Origin of the sequence: Micromonospora sp. NBC_01412 (assembly GCF_045040215.1) — a bacterium.
In the GTDB taxonomy this organism is placed as follows: domain Bacteria; phylum Actinomycetota; class Actinomycetes; order Mycobacteriales; family Micromonosporaceae; genus Micromonospora; species Micromonospora rubida.
Genome location: NZ_CP109528.1, coordinates 6,694,539 through 6,711,279, shown reverse-complemented (window position 1 = coordinate 6,711,279; position 16,741 = coordinate 6,694,539). Strand labels below are relative to the sequence as shown.

The 16,741-nt window shown below is 75.6% G+C and carries 15 protein-coding genes; 2 read left to right on the top strand and 13 right to left on the bottom strand.

Annotated elements, in window-relative coordinates:
• Nucleotides 1-42: 42 nt before the first annotated feature.
• The 6 genes from OG617_RS29280 to OG617_RS29255 are packed head-to-tail and all read right to left on the bottom strand — an operon-like array spanning nt 43 to nt 5,094.
• A complete protein-coding gene (locus tag OG617_RS29280; protein WP_405096146.1) occupies nt 43-1,302 on the bottom strand; it encodes a beta-ketoacyl-[acyl-carrier-protein] synthase family protein in 1,260 nt (419 codons plus the stop codon).
• Entirely contained in the window at nt 1,299-2,915 is a 1,617-nt protein-coding gene (locus OG617_RS29275) for a class I adenylate-forming enzyme family protein (RefSeq protein ID WP_405096145.1), read from the bottom strand. The genes OG617_RS29280 and OG617_RS29275 overlap by 4 nt, the downstream gene beginning before the upstream one ends.
• Entirely contained in the window at nt 2,912-3,499 is a 588-nt protein-coding gene (locus OG617_RS29270; RefSeq protein ID WP_405096144.1) for a hypothetical protein, read from the bottom strand. Before OG617_RS29270 ends, OG617_RS29275 begins: the two co-directional genes overlap by 4 nt.
• On the bottom strand, nt 3,496-4,590 hold the full coding sequence (locus OG617_RS29265; RefSeq protein WP_405096143.1) for a beta-ketoacyl-[acyl-carrier-protein] synthase family protein: 1,095 nt from the start codon (nt 4,588-4,590) through the stop codon (nt 3,496-3,498). The genes OG617_RS29270 and OG617_RS29265 overlap by 4 nt, the downstream gene beginning before the upstream one ends.
• Nucleotides 4,583-4,828 (bottom strand): acyl carrier protein, encoded by a 246-nt coding sequence (locus OG617_RS29260; RefSeq protein ID WP_405096142.1) that lies wholly within the window; start codon nt 4,826-4,828, stop codon nt 4,583-4,585. The genes OG617_RS29265 and OG617_RS29260 overlap by 8 nt, the downstream gene beginning before the upstream one ends.
• Nucleotides 4,828-5,094, bottom strand: a complete 267-nt coding sequence (locus OG617_RS29255) for a phosphopantetheine-binding protein (RefSeq protein ID WP_405096141.1) — start codon at nt 5,092-5,094, stop codon at nt 4,828-4,830. The genes OG617_RS29260 and OG617_RS29255 overlap by 1 nt, the downstream gene beginning before the upstream one ends.
• A gap of 15 nt (nt 5,095-5,109) precedes the next feature.
• Between OG617_RS29255 and OG617_RS29250 the strand changes: the two genes are divergently transcribed.
• A complete protein-coding gene (locus tag OG617_RS29250; RefSeq protein WP_405096140.1) occupies nt 5,110-5,793 on the top strand; it encodes a 4'-phosphopantetheinyl transferase family protein in 684 nt (227 codons plus the stop codon).
• A gap of 50 nt (nt 5,794-5,843) precedes the next feature.
• On the opposite strand, the gene OG617_RS29245 is transcribed toward OG617_RS29250, so the two are convergent.
• Entirely contained in the window at nt 5,844-7,238 is a 1,395-nt protein-coding gene (locus OG617_RS29245) for a class I adenylate-forming enzyme family protein (protein ID WP_405096139.1), read from the bottom strand.
• 405 nt (nt 7,239-7,643) lie between these two features.
• Here OG617_RS29245 and OG617_RS29240 point away from each other — a divergent pair, with 405 nt between their 5' ends.
• Nucleotides 7,644-11,222 (top strand): trypsin-like peptidase domain-containing protein, encoded by a 3,579-nt coding sequence (locus tag OG617_RS29240; protein WP_405096138.1) that lies wholly within the window; start codon nt 7,644-7,646, stop codon nt 11,220-11,222.
• A 51-nt stretch (nt 11,223-11,273) separates the two neighbouring features.
• Here the strand turns inward: OG617_RS29240 and OG617_RS29235 are convergent, their stop codons facing one another.
• The 6 genes from OG617_RS29235 to OG617_RS29210 are packed head-to-tail and all read right to left on the bottom strand — an operon-like array spanning nt 11,274 to nt 16,739.
• Nucleotides 11,274-11,594 (bottom strand): antibiotic biosynthesis monooxygenase family protein, encoded by a 321-nt coding sequence (locus tag OG617_RS29235; protein WP_405096137.1) that lies wholly within the window; start codon nt 11,592-11,594, stop codon nt 11,274-11,276.
• Nucleotides 11,591-12,880, bottom strand: a complete 1,290-nt coding sequence (locus tag OG617_RS29230) for a beta-ketoacyl synthase N-terminal-like domain-containing protein (RefSeq protein ID WP_405096136.1) — start codon at nt 12,878-12,880, stop codon at nt 11,591-11,593. Before OG617_RS29230 ends, OG617_RS29235 begins: the two co-directional genes overlap by 4 nt.
• The gene (locus OG617_RS29225) at nt 12,877-14,151 is read right to left on the bottom strand and encodes a beta-ketoacyl-[acyl-carrier-protein] synthase family protein (protein WP_405096135.1); all 1,275 of its coding nucleotides are present in this window, start codon (nt 14,149-14,151) and stop codon (nt 12,877-12,879) included. The genes OG617_RS29230 and OG617_RS29225 overlap by 4 nt, the downstream gene beginning before the upstream one ends.
• Nucleotides 14,148-14,582 (bottom strand): cupin domain-containing protein, encoded by a 435-nt coding sequence (locus OG617_RS29220; protein WP_405096134.1) that lies wholly within the window; start codon nt 14,580-14,582, stop codon nt 14,148-14,150. The genes OG617_RS29225 and OG617_RS29220 overlap by 4 nt, the downstream gene beginning before the upstream one ends.
• A complete protein-coding gene (locus OG617_RS29215; RefSeq protein WP_405096133.1) occupies nt 14,575-15,303 on the bottom strand; it encodes an SRPBCC family protein in 729 nt (242 codons plus the stop codon). Before OG617_RS29215 ends, OG617_RS29220 begins: the two co-directional genes overlap by 8 nt.
• Nucleotides 15,303-16,739, bottom strand: coding sequence for an acetyl/propionyl/methylcrotonyl-CoA carboxylase subunit alpha (locus tag OG617_RS29210; protein WP_405096132.1), 1,437 nt, complete (start codon nt 16,737-16,739; stop codon nt 15,303-15,305). The genes OG617_RS29215 and OG617_RS29210 overlap by 1 nt, the downstream gene beginning before the upstream one ends.
• Between the last annotated feature and the right edge of the window lie 2 nt (nt 16,740-16,741).

Below are 16,741 nucleotides of genomic sequence, written 5' to 3'. Positions count from 1 at the left end.
GACTGCCGCCCGGGCGGTGCACCGCCCGGAGTGGAACGACGATCACCTCCCCGGACCGGCGGCGCGCACACCCGCACCGGTGCTGCGCCGCAGTAGGAGGCTGACGTTCTGGCCGCCGAACCCGAACGAGTTGGTCAGCGCGTGCTCCGGGGCGGCCACCCTCGGTTCCTTGCTGATGTGGTCGGCGGGGCAGGCCGGGTCCGGGTCGTCGAGGTTCCAGGTCGGGGGCAGCAGCCCTCGGCCCAGCGCCAGCGCCGTGGCCGCGGCCTCCAGCACCCCGGACGCGCCGAGCAGGTGCCCGGTGAGCGCCTTGGTGGAGCTGACCGGCACCCCGCCCTCGCCGAACACCGCGGTCAGCGCGGCGGTCTCGGCGATGTCGCCGAGCTTGGTGGCCGTGCCGTGCGCGTTGACATAACCGACGTCGCCAGCCGTCACTCCCCCGCCGGCCAGGGCGCGGCGCATGCACTCCGCTGCCCCCGACCCGTCCGGCCGGGGCGCGGTCGGGTGGTACGCGTCGGTGTTCGCCCCGTAGCCGGCCACCTCGGCGTACCCGGTGACGCCCCGGGCGGCGGCGTGCTCGGCGCGTTCCAGCACCAGCAGCGCCGCCCCCTCGGCGAGCACGAAGCCGTTGCGCCGGGCGTCGAACGGCCGGCTCGCCTCGGCCGGGTCGGCCCAGCCCCGCGCGAGGGCCCGGGCGTTGCCGAAGGTGTCGGCGAAGGTGGGGAACAGCGGGGCCTCGCTCGCCCCGCAGACCACCACGTCGGCCTCACCGGCCCGGATCAGCCGGACCGCGTCGGCCACCGCCTGCGCACCGGAGGCGCAGGCGGTGCCGACCGACGAGCTGTAGCCGCGGATGCCGTGGGCGATGGCGATCCGCGCCGCCGGCATGTTCGGCAGGATCCCGGTGAGCAGGTACGGGCTGACCGCCGCCCGGCCCCGGGCGGCCCGGGCCAGCACCTGGCTCTCCAGGGTGGACATCCCGCCGACCCCGCCCACGATCACCCCGATCCGCCCGGGGTCGACGTCCCGGCCCACCTCGATGCCGGCGTCGGCGAGCGCGTCGGCGGCGGCGAGCAGGGCGAGCACCACGATCCGGTCCAGCACCCGGGTCTCCGGGCCGGACGCGACGGTGCGCGGGTCGATGTCCGGCAGCAGCCCGGCCACCTCGAGGGACTCCCGTGCGGGGTGGTCGTCGGCCGGGCGGGTCAGCCCGGACCGGCCGGTGAGCAGGGCGTCGAAGGTTTCCGCGACGCCCCGGCCGACCGGGGTGAACAGGCCCATCCCGGTGATGACGGCGGTCATGACGGCGGCTCGGTCAGGTAGCGCTCGCGCAGCGCCACCTTGCGCACCTTCCCGGTCACGGTGACCGGGATGTCCTCCGAGCGCACCGGCACCACCCGGCGCAGGGTCGGCCCGACGTCCTCGCCCAGCGCGGCGCGCACCGCCTCGGTGCGGTCGGCGTCCGGGTCTGCGCCGGCGGCCAGCTCCAGCAGCACGTCGGTGACGACCGTGTCGTTCTCCTTGACGATGACCACCGTGCAGTCGGTGACGTCGGGGCAGGCGGCGAGGATCCGCTCCTCGGACAGCGCGGTGAAGTACCGCCGGCCGTCGCCGACCTCGACGGAGTCGGCCGCCCGGTCCATGTGGTAGTAGCGGCCCTCGTCGTCGGCGTACACCAGGTCGCCGGTGAGGTACCAGCCGCGCAGCCGGAACCGGTACGTGGTGACCGAGTCGTTCCAGTAGCCCCGGAACAGCGACGGGGAGTCGATGCCGAGCCAGCCGACCTGCCCCGGGGGCAACTCGTTGCCCTCGGCGTCGAGCACCGCGACCCCGGTGAACCGGTACGGGCGGCCGACGCAGCGGCCGTACCGGTTGGTCTCGGCGGTGTGGGTGATGTGGAACATCGAGTGGCCCATCTCGCTGGAGCCCAGCCCGTCGATGAAGACGGACCCGGGCACCCGGACCACTCCCTGGCGGGTGACGGTGTCCCGCGAGCCGACGGCGACGAGCCGGCGCACGTGCGGCTCGTGCGAGCAGTCCCCGGTGTTGAACCACAGCCGCACCGAGTCCAGGGCGTACCCGGACAGGTCGAACCGGGCCAGCTCCGCCCAGGTGACGGAGAACCCGAACACCCCGTCCGGCCGCCACCGCTGGATGGCGTCGAGCACCCGTTCCCCGCCCTGCTCGGACAGCAGGAACATCTCCGCCCGGTTGCCCAGCGCCTGGTTGACCATGAGCACGGTCGCGGTGTGCGGGGCTGGCAGCGCGTTGAGGATGCGGCGGGTGCCCTGCGCCTGCGGCATGGACAGCAGGTGCCGGGTGGCGGCGAAGAGGCTCGCGTGCGAGTGCAGCACCGCCTTCGGCACGCCGGTGGTGCCGGAGGTGTGGGTGATGACGATCGGGTCGTCCTGATGGTGCCGGTAGTGCGCCGGGGCGGCGGCCGGGTCGCCGGCGCCGGCCTCAGCGGGGGTGCCGATCAGCGGCGCGCCGAGGTCGTGCCCGGCCAGCAGGTCGGTGTGCGCGGCGTCGGCGAGCACGCCCGCGCCGCGCAGCCGGCGGATGTACTCGGCGGCGATCTCGGGGCGCAGCCTGCCGTTCATCAGCGCCGGGATCGCGCCGATGCGGGTCAGCGCCAGGAAGCTGAGCACCATGTCGGCGGCGGCGGTGGCCCAGACGGCAACCGGGTCGCGCGGCTTGACGCCCCGGGCGTGCAGCCAGGCCGCCCGGGCGGCGACCAGCCCGTCGAGCTGCCCCAGCGTCAGCGGGTGCTCGGCCGGGTGCCCGTCGACCGGCGTGTCGAAGGTCAGCCCCGGGCCGTCCGGGTCGGCGCCGTGCGCCAGCACCCGGGCCAGCATGTTGCCGGCGCCCAGTTCGGTGTCGGCGGCCAGCACGCCGCGCAGTCCCCTGGTCCTCATCGCGTGTCTTCTCCCCCCAGCAGCACTGCGGCGGCCCGGATCCCGGGCGCCTCGCCCGGTTCCCCGGCCGCGACGCCCGCACCGGCGTCGTCGGGTGCCTGCTCAATCATGATCAACAATGTCTCGTCGGCGTCGCCGTCGTACCGCAGCAGTTCCGCCTCGGCCGTGCCCTCGGCCAGCGGGTCCCCGGTCGGGGCGACGCAGACCACCGGCCCACCCAGCCCCCAGCGCGCGGCGACGTGCCCGGCGACGCTGTTGGGCACCGACTGGAAGAAGAACAGCGGACCGGGCCGCCCGCCCCGCGCGACCGTGGCGTGCACGTGGTCGGCGCCGGCCCGGTCCCCGGCGGCGCTGACCAGCACCACCGCGGTCCGGACGCCGACCGGCTCCGGGGCCGGCCGCTCGCCGTGCCGCCGGGTGAGGCACCGGTCGGCGACGGCCGCCACGACCGGGCTGAACGTCGAGTGCACGAAGCCGGGCAGGGTCGGCGGCGCGCCGTCGCCCGGCTCGGGCCAGCGTGCCTGCGCGAGCACCCGCAGAGCGCCGGGCGTTCCCCCGCCGGCCCGGTCGGCCCCCCCGGTCACGTCGCACCCACCAGCAGGGCGGTGTTGGCACCGCCGAACGCGGAGTTGAGGCTCAGCGCGTAGGCGGTGGCGGCCGGACGCGGCGCGTCGAGGATGACGTCCAGCGGGCACGCCTCGTCCGGGCCGAGCCAGCCGGCGTTGACCGGCAGCTTCCCGTGCCGCACCGCGAGCACGGTCACCACCAGCTCCAGCAGCCCGGACGCCTCCAGCGCGTGCCCGTGCAGCGCCTTGGTGGAGCTGACGGGCACCCGCCCGGCGTGCTCGCCCCAGGCCAGCCGCAGGGCCGCCGCCTCGGCGGCGTCGCTGTACCCGGTGCCCGTGGCGTTGGCGTTGACGTATCCGATCTCCTCGGGGTCGAGCCCGGCCCGGCGCAGGGCCGCGCCGACCGCCCGGGCCAGCCCGCGCCCCTGCGGGTCGGGCTGGCAGGGGTGGTGGCCGTCCCCGGCCCGCCCCCAGCCCAGCACCGACGCCAGCGTCGGCGCGTCCCGCCGCCGGGCCGCCGCGGCCGACTCCAGCACCACGGCGGCCACCCCGTCGCCGAGCAGCAGCCCGCGGCGGCCGGCGCTGAACGGACGCACCGCGCCGTCGGTCGCGAACGCCCGGCCGGCGTCGAACAGCGCGTACTGGTCGGGCTCGACCAGGTAGCCGGCGGCGACGACGATCCGGTCGACGTCGCCGCGTCCGATCATCGCGGCGGCGTCGGCCACCGCCGTGGACGCCGACACGCAGGCGGTGGTGTAGACCCGGGGGGCGCCGGCCAGCCCGCACCGGCGGGCCAGTTCCCCGGCCAGCGCCGGCACGCCCGCCCCGCCGTGCGCGGCGAGCAGCAGCGGCGCGCCGGCCCGGTCGCCGGCGCCGAGCCGGGCCGCCGCGCAGGCGGCGTCCACCGCCTCGGCCAGTTCGTCGGCGAGCGGGCCGACGTCCGGCAGGGTGGCCGCCACGGCGACCCGGCGGGCCGTGGTGTCGAAGCGACCGACCGGCCGGAACGCCGGGGCGCCGGCGAGCACCCCGGCGAGCTGCGCCTCGGCTCCCCTGCCGAGGGCGCTGAGCGCGTGGACGCCGGTGATCCGTACGCCGGGCCGCTCAGCCATCTGCGGGAGCGGTCAGGCAGGTGTGGAACACCGCCAGGGCGTCGTCGACCGTCCGGATGCCGGCGAGCTGGTCGTCGGTGAGGTCGAGCCGGCGGTCGTAGCGCTGTTCGACGAGGTGGACCAGCCAGGCGAGTTCCATCGAGCCCACCCGGTCGGACACCTGGTCGACCGGTTTCGCGGTCATCTCGGCGAGCATGGTCATCAGGTCAGCTCGCCCCAGGTCGGGCTGACCGGACATCAGGAGTTGCCGTCGGCCGACGCGGCGACGCGGTCGGCGATCATCGTGGTGAACTCGCCGACCGTCATCAGGGCCAGCTTCTCGGACTCGTCGTCGGCGAACTTCAGGCCGTAGCGGTCCTCGACCCGCACAGACAGGTCGGCCAGGGCCAGCGACTCCAGGTCGACGCCGGAGGGGCCGAGGGTGGTGTCGTCGTCGATGTCGTCGATGTCGTAGTTCATGTCGGTGAGCTGCTCGATGACGAATGCACGGACCTCGTCGCGCATGGTTAACCTCTTTCCGTGAGCCAGTCAGCGGTGCCCGGTCGGGACACCGTGTGGTTGTGGTTCGGCCGTACCACCGGCGATCGGCCGGAGGCGGCCCGGCGGCTGTTGCTGCGCGCGGGTGGCGCGCTGCTCGGCCGGGCGGAGGCGGAGATCCGGGTGGGGCGCGATGCCGCGGGGCGGCCTTTCGTCCACGCCGGTGACGCGGCCGAACTGCCGGTCAGCGTGAGTCACGCCGGCGACGCCGTGGTGGTCGCGGCCCGCCGCGTCGGCCCGGTCGGGGTCGACGTGGAGACGCGCCGGGAGCTGCCCGCGGTGGCGCTGGCCCGCCGCTGGTACGCCCCGGAGGAGGCCGCGTGGCTGGCCGCCCGGCCCGCCGAGCGGCGCGCCGAGGCGTTCCTGCTGCTCTGGACGGCCAAGGAGGCCGTCGGCAAGGCCCTCGGCCGGGGGTTGCGCGACGGCGGCCTGGGCCGGCGGATGCCCCGGCCCGACGGGCCGGGCGGGCCGCTGCGCCCGGTCCCCGGGCCGGGCTGCCTGTGGGTCGGCCATCCCAGGCTGAGCGGCGACGCCGCCGGTTACCGGGTCGCCGCCGCCCTGACCGGCGGCCCGGCGCCGTTCGACGCCGCGGCGGGGCCCGGCGGCCTGGTGCTGGCGGTGGCGGTCGGCGGGCCGGTCGACGGGATCGAGATCGTCGCCGACTGATTGATCAGTCAGGGTCGGGGGCGCGACGGAGGACCGCCGGAGCGGGCTGATCACGGCGTGGCCGCCCGCAGCGCCTCGGTCGAACGGACCAGCTTGCCGGTAATGGTCCGGGGCAGCCGGTCGAGCAGGTGCAGCGTCCGGGGCCGCTTGTAGCCGGCGAGCCGCTCGGCGATCAGCTTCTCCAGCACCTCCTCCGACAGCGGCCCGTCCGGCTGCACGTACGCGGTGATGCCGGCGTCGTAGACCACCACGGCGGCTCCGACGCCGGGCAGCCCGGCGAGGGTCGCCTCGACCTCGGTGAGGTCGACCTTCATCCCGCCCACGGACACCTGGGAGTCGAGCCGGCCGCGCACGGTCACCAGGCCGGTGTCCGGGTCGACGGTGCCGGCGTCGCGGGTGTGCAGCCAGCCGTCGGACCAGCGGTCCGGGTCGGAGAGCCCGACGTAGGGCGACTCCGGGCAGCTCACCCAGAGCTCGCCGGTGGAGGACTCGCGCACCTCGATGCCCGGGGCGGGGGCGATCGCCGGGCGGTGCCGACCGTGCAGGTCGGTGCCGATCACCCCGACCTCGGTCATCCCGTACATGTTGCCCAGCGGCACCCCGAACCGGTCGGTGAACGCGGCGACGACGGCCGCCGGGACCAGCTCGCCGCCGGTCGTCATCCGCTTGAGCTGCGGCAGCGGGCCGGCCGACCGGGTGGACGCCAGCAGTCCGATGTGGAAGGGCACGCCGAGCACCGTGGCCGGGCTGTCGTCGGCGGCGACGGCGGCGAGCACCGCATCGCCGCTGAGCCGGTCCGGTGCGACCAGCGTGATCCGGGCGTGCAGGCCGTAGAGCAGGCCGCCCACGAGGCCCAGCACGTGCACCATGGACGGCAGCAGGACGATCCGCTCCCCGGGCAGCGCGACCCCGTCGATCCGGGTGTAGCGACGCACCTCGGCGACGAGCGAGGCGGCGCTGCGACCGATCACCTTGGACGGTCCGGTGGAGCCGGAGCTGAGCTGGATCACCGCGTGCGGGCTGCCGGCCGGCCGGTCCGAGTGGGGGGTGACACCCTCGGTCACGTCGACGAAGACCTTCAGCGCACCGGGGCCGGTGCGCACCGGGGCCACCACGACCTGCGGGGTGAGCCGCTCCAGGGCTTGCTCGACCTCGTGGTCGGTGAGCCGGTGGTCCAGCAGGATGGCCTGCGCGCCGCTGCGCCAGGTGGCCAGCAGGTTCACCACGTACGCCAGCGACGGAGGCAGACGCAGCGCGGCGGCCCCGCCGGGGCGCAGCCCGCCCTCGACGAGCCGGGCCTGGGCCTCGCCGACCAGCCGGCGCAGGGTGCCCCGGTCCACCGGGTCGGGCAGCCGGAAACAGACGTCGGTCGACGGGCCGGCCAACAACGTTTCGTCAACCCAGGAAGCGTCATCTACTGTGGATGCTGCTGCCGAACGATCCATGCTCACTGTGGTCTACCGCCCAGCATCGAAAAAGGGCGCAACCGCCCAATATGGTGCGTCTTTCGGGGTGCTGACGGAACAGTACGACAAGCGCCGAGACCATTACTAGATGCGAATGGCTAGATCAAAAAGGTCGGCCGGCCCGATTGCCGGTCGGCCGGTTCGGCGGGCAGGATCGGCCGCGACGCGGTGGCCGGCGGCAGCCTGCCCGCGTACACCCGACGTCCGGCGGGGGCGTGAGCCTGCCCACCTGAGAGCGGGCCCACCAGGGCGGCAGCCTGCCCGGCGCACGGGCCCGAGGCAGCGGCCCGGCCTCGTCCACGTGGCGGCGCGGACCCGGCATGATGGTCGGAGGGCCGCCGCCGGCCCGGCCCCTGCCGATCGACCGACGGGAACGGGTTGACCGTGGACGGAACGCGCCGCATCCCGATCGAGGCCGCTCTGGTCCGGATCTGGAAGGGCGACATCCCGGTCGGCGCCGGCTTCCTCGCCGGGCCGACCCACCTGCTCACCGCCGCCCACGTGGTGGCCACCGCACTCGGCTGCCCGGCTGACGGCGACCCGCCCACCGACGCGGTCGAGGTGGACTTCCCGCTGCTCGCCCCGGGCCGCCGGCTGGCCGCCGAGGTCGTCGCCTGGCAGCCGGTCGCCCCCGAACACACCGGCGACGTCGCCGGGCTCCGCCTGCTCTCCCCGCCCCCACCCGGGGCGAGGCCGCTCACCTTCGCCCGGCACCGCAGCCTCTCCGACGCCCAACTGGTCATGGTGGGCTTCCCGGCCGCCCTGAGGATGGGTGGCTGGGTGTACGGCCGCACCGGCGGCGCGGTCGCCACCGGCTGGGTGGAGATCCTCAGCGACGACCGCCGGCCGTCCACGCTGGAGAAGGGCTTCTCCGGGTCACCCGTGTGGGACACCGAGGTCGACGCCGTGATCGGCATGGTGGTGCAGAAGGCCAGCGGCACCCCGCCCCGGATCGGCTACCTGCTCCCCACCGACCGGCTCCTGCCGGCCTGGCCGGAGCTGGCCCGGGTCGCCGAGGGCGAGTCCCCGTTCCGGGGGTTGCGGGCGTTCGGCGAGCAGGACGAGGCGCTCTTCTTCGGCCGCGCCGAGCAGGCGGAGCAGTTCGCCCGGCAGGCGCTGTCCGTGCCGGTGCTCTGCCTGGTCGGGCCGTCGGGGGTCGGCAAGACCTCACTGTTGCACGCCGGGGTGCTCGCCCGGCTACGCCGCACGCCGCGCCTCGCCGTCGCCGTCCTGCGCCCGTCGGACGCGGCCACCGGGCTCCACGCCCTCGCCCTGGCGCTGGACCGGCTGACCGACCCCGACCCGGTGGACGGGACGGCCGCCCCCGTCCGGAGCCCGACGGACCGGGTGGACCGGGTGGCCGCCCTGGCCGCCCGGCTGGCCGACGCGGGCGGCGCCGACGTGCTGGCGACCGTGCTCGCCGCCACCGGCGCCGACCGGCTGGTCCTCGTGGTGGACCAGTTCGAGGAGGTGCTCGCCCAACCGGAGGCCGCCCGCCGTGCCCTGACCGACGCGCTGGGCGCGGCGCTGCGCCCGGGGGCGCGGGTGTCGGTCCTGCTCGCCCTGCGGGACACCTTCCTCGGGGCGTGCCTGCGCGACCCGACGATGACGGAGCTGACCGCCCGCTGGCTGCCGGCCACCGTCGCCGAACTCACCCCGTCCCAGCTGCGCGAGGTGGTGACCGGGCCGCTGGCCCGGACCGGCACGGTGACGGCGGAGGCCGGTCTGGTCGGGCGGATCGTCGACGACGTGCGGGACGCGCCGAACGCGCTGCCCCTGGTCCAGTTCACCCTGACCGAGCTGTGGCAGCGCCGGCACGCCGGGCTGCTCACCCACCGGGCGTACGACGAGCTGGGTGGGGTGCGGGGCGCGCTGGCCGGCTACGCCGAGCGGGTGTGGGGCAACCTCGACCCGGCGGCCCGGGCCGCGGCGGAGCGGCTGCTGGCCCAGCTCACCCGGCCGCTGCCCGAGTCCGGGCTGTCGGTGCGCCGTACCGCCGCCCTGGCCGACCTGGACGACGCGCAGCTCGCGGTCGCCCAGCGGCTGGCCACCACCCGGCTGCTGGCGCTGCGGACGGCCGGCGCGACGCCCGGCGTCGAGCTGGCCCACGAGTCGCTGGTCACCGGGTGGGAGCGGCTGCGCGCGCTCACCGACCGGCACCGCGACTTCCGCACCTGGCAGGAGATGCTGCGGCTACGGATGGCCGGCACGCCGGCCGGTGACGCGGCGGGGCGGCGGCGGCTCACCGGCGGGGACCTGCACGACGCCCGGCGCTGGGCCGGCACGCACGGCGACCAGCTCGCCCCCGCCGAACGCGACTTCGTCGCCGACAGCCTGCGCCGGCGCAACCGGCGGGTCCTCGCGGCCCTCCTCGTCCTGCTGGTCGTCGTGGGCGCGGTGGGTGGCGCGTGGCGCACCACCGCCGAACAGCGCGCCGAGATCGCCGCCGCCGACCTCGCCACGGAGGCCAGTGCCCGGGCGGGGGTGGACAGCTACGGGGCGAACCAGCTCGCGCTGCGGGCCTGGCGCACCGACCCCGACGTGTCGTTCGAATCCGGCGCCCCGGACTGGTACGAGGGGGTGGACGCGCTGCTGCCGCACTACGCGGGTGCGCGGAGCAGCACGGCGGAGCCCACCTCCAGCAGCGCGACCGGCAAGCCGCCCCCCGGCGAGTGGTTCGGCAGCGACCTGTCGCAGCAGCTCAGCGCCGACGGCACCCGCCTGGTCACCCAGGACGCGGCGCTCCGCCCCGCACTGTGGCACCTGACCGACGCGGTCAGCCGGGACGCCACCCTGACCTGGCTGGCCCGATCGAGCGTCGGCACCGGCCGGCCGGTCGTCAGCCGCTCCGGGGATCGGGTGGCGTTCGTCCAGTCGGTCGTGCCCGTCCTGCGGACGGGGGCGCCGGTGGACGACAGAGGGCTGCCGAAGCCCGACCCCGACGACTACCCCACCTGCCGGCCCGCCTCGCTGTTCGAGGCGTTGAGCTGCCTCGTGGTCTACGACACCGGGGCGCGGCGGGTGAGCCACGCGGTGCCGCTGGACGGGATGACGGCCGGCCTGCGGGTCCGGGCCATGAGCATCGACCCCACCGGTGAGGTGCTCGCCCTCGTGACGCCGGCCAGCAGAAAGCTCGGCGACCCGGGCGCGGACCTGAACACCGTCGTCCTGTACGACCTGCGCACCGGGGCGGAACGCGGCCGGGTCACCCTGGCCTGGCGCAGCACGGTCGCCAGGCTCTGGCTGGGCCCCGGCGGGCGCAGCGCGCTGCTGGTCGAGCGGCCCTCGGGCGACGGCGGCACGCTCGGTCCGCGGATCGCCCTGTCCGCCGCGGACCTGACCGGGGCGACCGCCCGGCGGGTCCTGGTCGACGGGATCAGCGACGTGGCGATGAGCGCGGACTGGAGCACGGTCGCCGCCACCACACGGGACCGGACCGGCGACAACGCCCGGGTGAGCGTCCTGGACACCGCCTCGCTGCGCCCGAAGGCCCCGACGATCGACCTACGGCCGGAGGAACGGAGCGGGGCCATCGCCCTGGACGCGACCGGGTCGACCCTGGTGCTGTCCTGGCGGCGCGACCTGCTCAGCGCCACCACCAGCAACATCGGGGAGCTGGCCACCGGCTACACCCCCGAGGTGAGCGTGTGGTCGCTGCCCGACGGGGCGCGCTCCGGTGAGCATCGCACCCACTCCGGCGAGTGGGCGGCGGTGGTGCCGCTGGGCCGGGGCCCGGACGGGCCGGTGGCGGTGCTGGACAACAGCACGATCGGCGTCGCGCTACCGGCGGCCGGGAAGCCGCCGCCGCTGCGCCGGCTGGCGCAGACCGCCGACACGCGCCGCCACTCCGTCGACGACGTGATGGACCGGCTCTGCGGGCTGCTGGCCGACCCGAACACCGACAACGCCGTACGCAAACTCGTGCCGGACGACGCCTACCAGGGGAAGCTGTGCCCGGGCTGAGGCGAGGCCGGTCTCGGCCACGCCCTGCGGCCCGTCCCGCGCGGGCTCCGGTCACGCCAGCGCGGGCGTCTGCGCGTAGACCAGGAAGCGCAGCGACAACTCCTCCTCGCTGAAGCACTCGCGCAGCGGTCGCACCAGGTCCCGGTGCTGCGCGCTGCGCTCCCACGCCTCGAACGCGGCCAGGTTGACCCACTCGCTGGTGATCAGCCACTGCTCCGGGTCGGCGGCCGAGCGGCACACCTGGTCCACCAGGTGCCCCGGCGTCCCCTCGGCGACCAAGTGCCGGATCGACTGGTACGCGCGGAGGAAGTCCCCCGTGCGGTCGTCCGGCACCCGCACCAGGAACACCACCCGGGCCCGCTGTTCGATCATCCGTCCGCTCCTCTCGTCACACCGGACTCGGCCGCCCGGCGAGGTTGTGGCGCCGGGCGGCCCGCCGCGCCGCGCAGCACCAGCGCGCTGTTGAAACCGTCGAACCCGCGGGCGCCGACGAGCGCCACCCGGGAGGCGGGCCGGCGCGGCTCGCGCAGGAAGTCCAGCTCGCAGCCGTCGGCGGGGCGGTCCGGGCCGGCGGAGGCGGGCAGCGTGTCGTGCGCGAAGGCGAGCAGGGCCGTGGCCACGTCCAGCGCCGACCCGCCCTGGTGGGCCCGGCCGGTCAGCGGTTTCTGGGTGGTCACCGGGACTCCACCCGCCCCGAACACCGCGCGCAGCGCGTCGGCCTCGGCCCGGTCGTGGCGGGGGGTGCCCAGCGCGTCGGGCAGCACCACGTCCACGTCCTCCGGGGCGACCCCGGCCCGGTCCAGGGCCAGCCGCATCGCCCGGGCGTACTGGGCGGGGTCGCCCGCGGAGTCGGGGCCGGTGTGCGCGGCGTCGTGGGTGGCCCCCCACCCGGTGACCTCCCCGTAGACCCGGGCGCCCCGGGCCAGGGCGTGCCCCAGCTCCTCCACCACGAACACCGCGCCGCCCTCCGCAGGGACGTACCCGGCGGCGTCGGCGTCGAAGGGCCGGTACGCCCGCTGCGGGTCGTCCTCGGCGCTGAGCAGCCCGGAAGCAAGCTGGCAGGCCAGCGCGTACGGGCTCAGCGGGCACTCGGTGGCCCCGGCGATCACCACCGGGGTGCCCCGGCGCACGGTGCGCACCGCGTGCGCGAGGCTGTCCAGCCCGCCGGCGGACTCGCTGACCAGCACCCCGCACGGGCCCTTGAACTGGTGGTGGATGGAGAGCTGCCCGACGCTGGCCGCGTAGAACCAGGCGATCGACTGGTACGCCCCGACGGTGCGCGACGGGCCGCCCCAGAGCCGTTGCAGCTCCCGCTGGCCGAACAGGTTCCCGCCCGAGGAACTGGCCAGGGTGACCGCGTACCCGTACGGGTCGGGGGCCCGCTCGGGCAGCCCCGCGTCGGCCAGCGCCAGCCGGGTGGCCGCGAACCCCAGGTGGGTCCACCGGTCGGTCTGCACCAGCCGGCGGTTGTCCGCCCAGGTCAGCGCCTCGAAGCCGGGCACCTCACCGGCGAGGCGGGTGGGGTAGGACGCCGGGTCGAACAGGGTGATCGGGCCGGTGCGCCGGGTCCGCGTTGACACCGTGGACCAGTGCGCGTCGGCGCCGACGCCACTCGGGGCGACCACCCCGATGCCGGTGATCACCGCCCGGGCGGTCACCCGGCCACCGCCGGGGACAGCCGGCGGAACACCATCGCCGACTGGAAGCCGCCGAAGCCGCTGCCCACCGACAGCGCCACGTCCACCGGCAGCTCCCGCGCCACGTTCGGCACGTAGTCCAGGTCGCACTCCGGGTCGCGGGTGGCCCAGTTGGCCGTCGGCGGCACCACCCCGTACTCGACGGCCAGGGCGCAGGCGGCCATCTCGATGGAGCCGATCGCGCCGAGCGAGTGCCCCACCATGGACTTGATGGAGCTGATCGGCACCCGGTGGGCGGCCTCGCCGAGGGCCCGCTTGAACGCCGCCGTCTCGTGCCGGTCGTTCTGCCGGGTGCCGGAGCCGTGCGCGCTGATGTAGGAGACCTGCGAGGCGTTCAGCCGGGCCTGCTTCAGGGTGGCCGAGATGGCCAGCCCCATCTCCAGCCCGTCCGGGCGCAGCCCGGTCATGTGGTAGCCGTTGCTGCGGCTGGCGTACCCGGCCAGCTCGCAGTAGATGTGCGCGCCCCGGCGGCGGGCGTGCCCGTACTCCTCCAGCACCAGCACGGCCGCGCCCTCGGCGAGGACGAAGCCGTGCCGGTCGGCGTCGAACGGGCGCGAGGCGTGCGCCGGGTCGTCGTTGTCGGGGCTGGTCGCCTTGATCGCGTCGAAGGAGGCGACGGTGACCGGGGAGATCGGCGAGTCGGCCGCCCCGGCCAGCACGATGTCGGCCTCGTCGTCGGCGATGAGCTGGTGGGCGTACCCGATGGCGTCGATGCCGGAGGTGCAGCCGGTGGAGATCACCTGCGCCGGGCCGTGCAGCCCGTGCCGGCAGGCCACGTCGGCGGCCAGGCTGCTGGGGATCAGGGCCTGATACAGGTACGGCCCGCCGCGCGCGTGGTCGACGAGCCAGCGGCTGCCGGAGTCGCTGACGGCGACGTACTCCTGTTCCAGGGCCATGGTGCCGCCGACGGCGGTGCCGAGCACCACCCCGGCGCGGTCCCGCTCGGCATCGGTCAGCTCCAGCCCGCTGTCGGCGACCGCCTCGATCGAGCAGGCCAGCGCGAACTGCACGTACCGGTCGGCGCGGCGCCGCTCGGCCTCGGTGAGCCCGGCGGCGACCGGGTCGAAGTCGCACTCGGCAGCGATCCGGGAGCGGAACGGCGACGGGTCGAAGAAGCTGATCCGCCGCGTCGCCGTCCGCCCCTCGGTGATCGTCTTCCAGAACCGGTCCCGGGTCGCGCCGCCCGGGGCGACCACCCCGATGCCGGTCACCACCGTGCGGCGCGCGGTCACGACGCGCCCCGCTGTTCGGCCAGTTCGGTGTCGACGTGCCCGAGCTCCGGGCGGGGCGCGAGCGGACCCAGGTGGAACACCACCTCGGCCGGCTCGGCGCCGGTGTTGCGCAGCCGGTGCCGGACGTTGACCGGCACGAACAGGGACTCACCGGTGGCCAGCGGCACGGGCCGGTCGTCCAGGTCGACGGTGATCGCCCCGCGCGTCACGTACAGGAACTCCTCGCTGTAGGGGTGGTAGTGCTCGGCGATCCGCTCCCCCGGGGCCAGGGCCGCCACCCCCATGAACCCGGAGGTGCTGCCGACCGTCTTCGGGCCGAGCAGCACCCGCAGCTCGCCGCCGCGGCGCCGGTCGGCCGGCACGTCCCGGCCGGCGACGGGCCGGTGCGCCGGTGCGCCGGCCGCCGGCCGCTGGTCGGTGGTCTCACTCATCGTCGCCTCCATTGGTGGTGGAGCGGATCCCGGCCGCCCGCTCGATCCGTTCCTTGATCACCGTGAGCTGGACGCGGCTGTTGGCGTTGATCCGCGCGGTCATCCCCGCGTTGTCCAGCGGCGCCTGCGGGCGCATCGCGAAGTCCTGCACCCAGGTCATCCGGGTGCCGTCGGGCTCGGTGTCGTAGCGCCAGTGGATGCGCATGTACTCGAACGGGCCGGTCTCCACCCGGTGCGCCCGCACCTCGCGGTTCTCCCAGTCGGTGGTGCGTTCGCTGACCCAGCTCCACACCGTGCCGTTCTCGTCCGGGTGCATGGTCAGCCGGAACCGGACGGTGCGGCCGTCGCGTTCGAGGATGTCCGCCGCGGCGTACTCGGTGAACAGGTCCGGCCAGTTCGCCACGTCGTTGGTCAGCTCCCAGACCAGCGGCAGGGGCGCGGCGATGACGATGCTGTTCTCGGTGTGCCCGGGCGGGTCGGTCTCCCGGGCGACCAGGTCGGCGACGGCGTCGATGCTCAGCTGCCCGGCCTCCTCCGGGATGCGCACCCGGTACCGGTCGGCGAGCACGGCGGACAGTTCGAGCAGGGCGAGCGAGTCCATGCCGAGTTCCTCCAGGGACGCGGCCGGTTCCCGGGCCGCGGCCTCGGCGTCCAGGCCGCAGTGCGCCACCAGGATCTCGGTGATCTCGGTGGTCAACGGTCGGCCGTGGGTGACGGTCATCAGTTCCTCCTCTGGTCGGGGCCGGACGGCACGGCGCCGTCGGCGGTCGGGGCGGCGGCACCGGCCGCGGCGTCGTCGGCCGGGTCGGCGGCCCGCAGCAGCCGGTCGACCAGGCCGGTCGAGTAGCGCCCCTTGCGGAAGGCGGCGTCGTCGAGCACCCGCCGGACGAAGGGGATGGTGGTCCGCACACCCGGTCCGCCGATGTCGAACTCGCCGAGCGCCCGTTCCAGGCGGTTCAGCGCCAGTTCCCGCTCCGGCGCCCACACGGCGACCTTGGCGAGCAGGGAGTCGTAGTGAGGGCCGACGACGTAGCCGGGTCGGCCGTGGGTGTCCACCCGGGTGAACGGCCCCCCGGGCGGGTGGAACCGTTCCAGCCGGCCGGGGGTGGGTGCGAACCCGCGGTCCGGGTCCTCCACGTTGACCCGGCACTCCACCGCGACGCCGTGCGGGCGGACGTCGGACTGTCGCATTCTCAGCGGCACCCCGGCGGCGATGTGCAGCTGCTCGTGCACCAGGTCGATCCCGGTGATCATCTCAGTGACCGGGTGCTCCACCTGGATCCGGCAGTTGATCTCCAGGAAGTGGAACCGGTCGGCGTCGTCCACCAGGAACTCCACCGTGCCGGCACCGGTGAAGCCGACCTCCAGCACCCCCCGCAGCGCGGCCCGCGCGATGCTGTCCGCGACAGCCGCCGGCAGCGACGGGGCGGGTGCCTCCTCCACCAGCTTCTGGTGGCGTCGCTGCACCGAGCAGTCCCGGGTGCCCAGGTGCACGCCGCTGCCGTTGCCGTCGCAGAGCACCTGCACCTCGACGTGCCGCGCGTCGGTGAGATACCGCTCGACGTACACCCGGTCGTCGCCGAAGGCGGCCTGGGCTGCGGCCCGGGTCCGCGCGTACGCCCGGGGCAGGTCGCCCGGGGTGTGCACCACGGTCATGCCCCGCCCGCCGCCACCGGCGGCGGCCTTCACGATCACCGGGTAGCCGACCTCGGCGGCGATCTCGGCTGCCCGCTGCGCCGTCGGCAGGGTCTCCACGCTGCCCGGGGGCAGCGGCAGCCCGGCCCGGCGCATCCACGCCCGCGCGGTGGCCTTGTCCGACAGCGCGGACATCACCGACGGCGGCGGGCCGATGAACGTGAGCCCGTTGTCGGCGCAGATCTCGGCGAAGTCGGCGTCCTCGGAGAGGAACCCGTAGCCCGGGTGCACGGCCTGCGCCCCCGTGCGCCGGGCCGCCTCCACGATCGCCGCCGCGTTGAGGTAGCTGCGCCGGGCCTCCGCCGGCCCGATCCGGACCGCCTCGTCGGCCAGTCGCACCACGGCGGAGTCGGCGTCGGCGCTGGAGTAGACGGCCACCGTCCGCACGCCCAACTCCCGGCACGCCCGCAGCACCCGCAACGCGATCTCGCCCCGGTTGGCGATCAGCACCTTCTCGAACATGT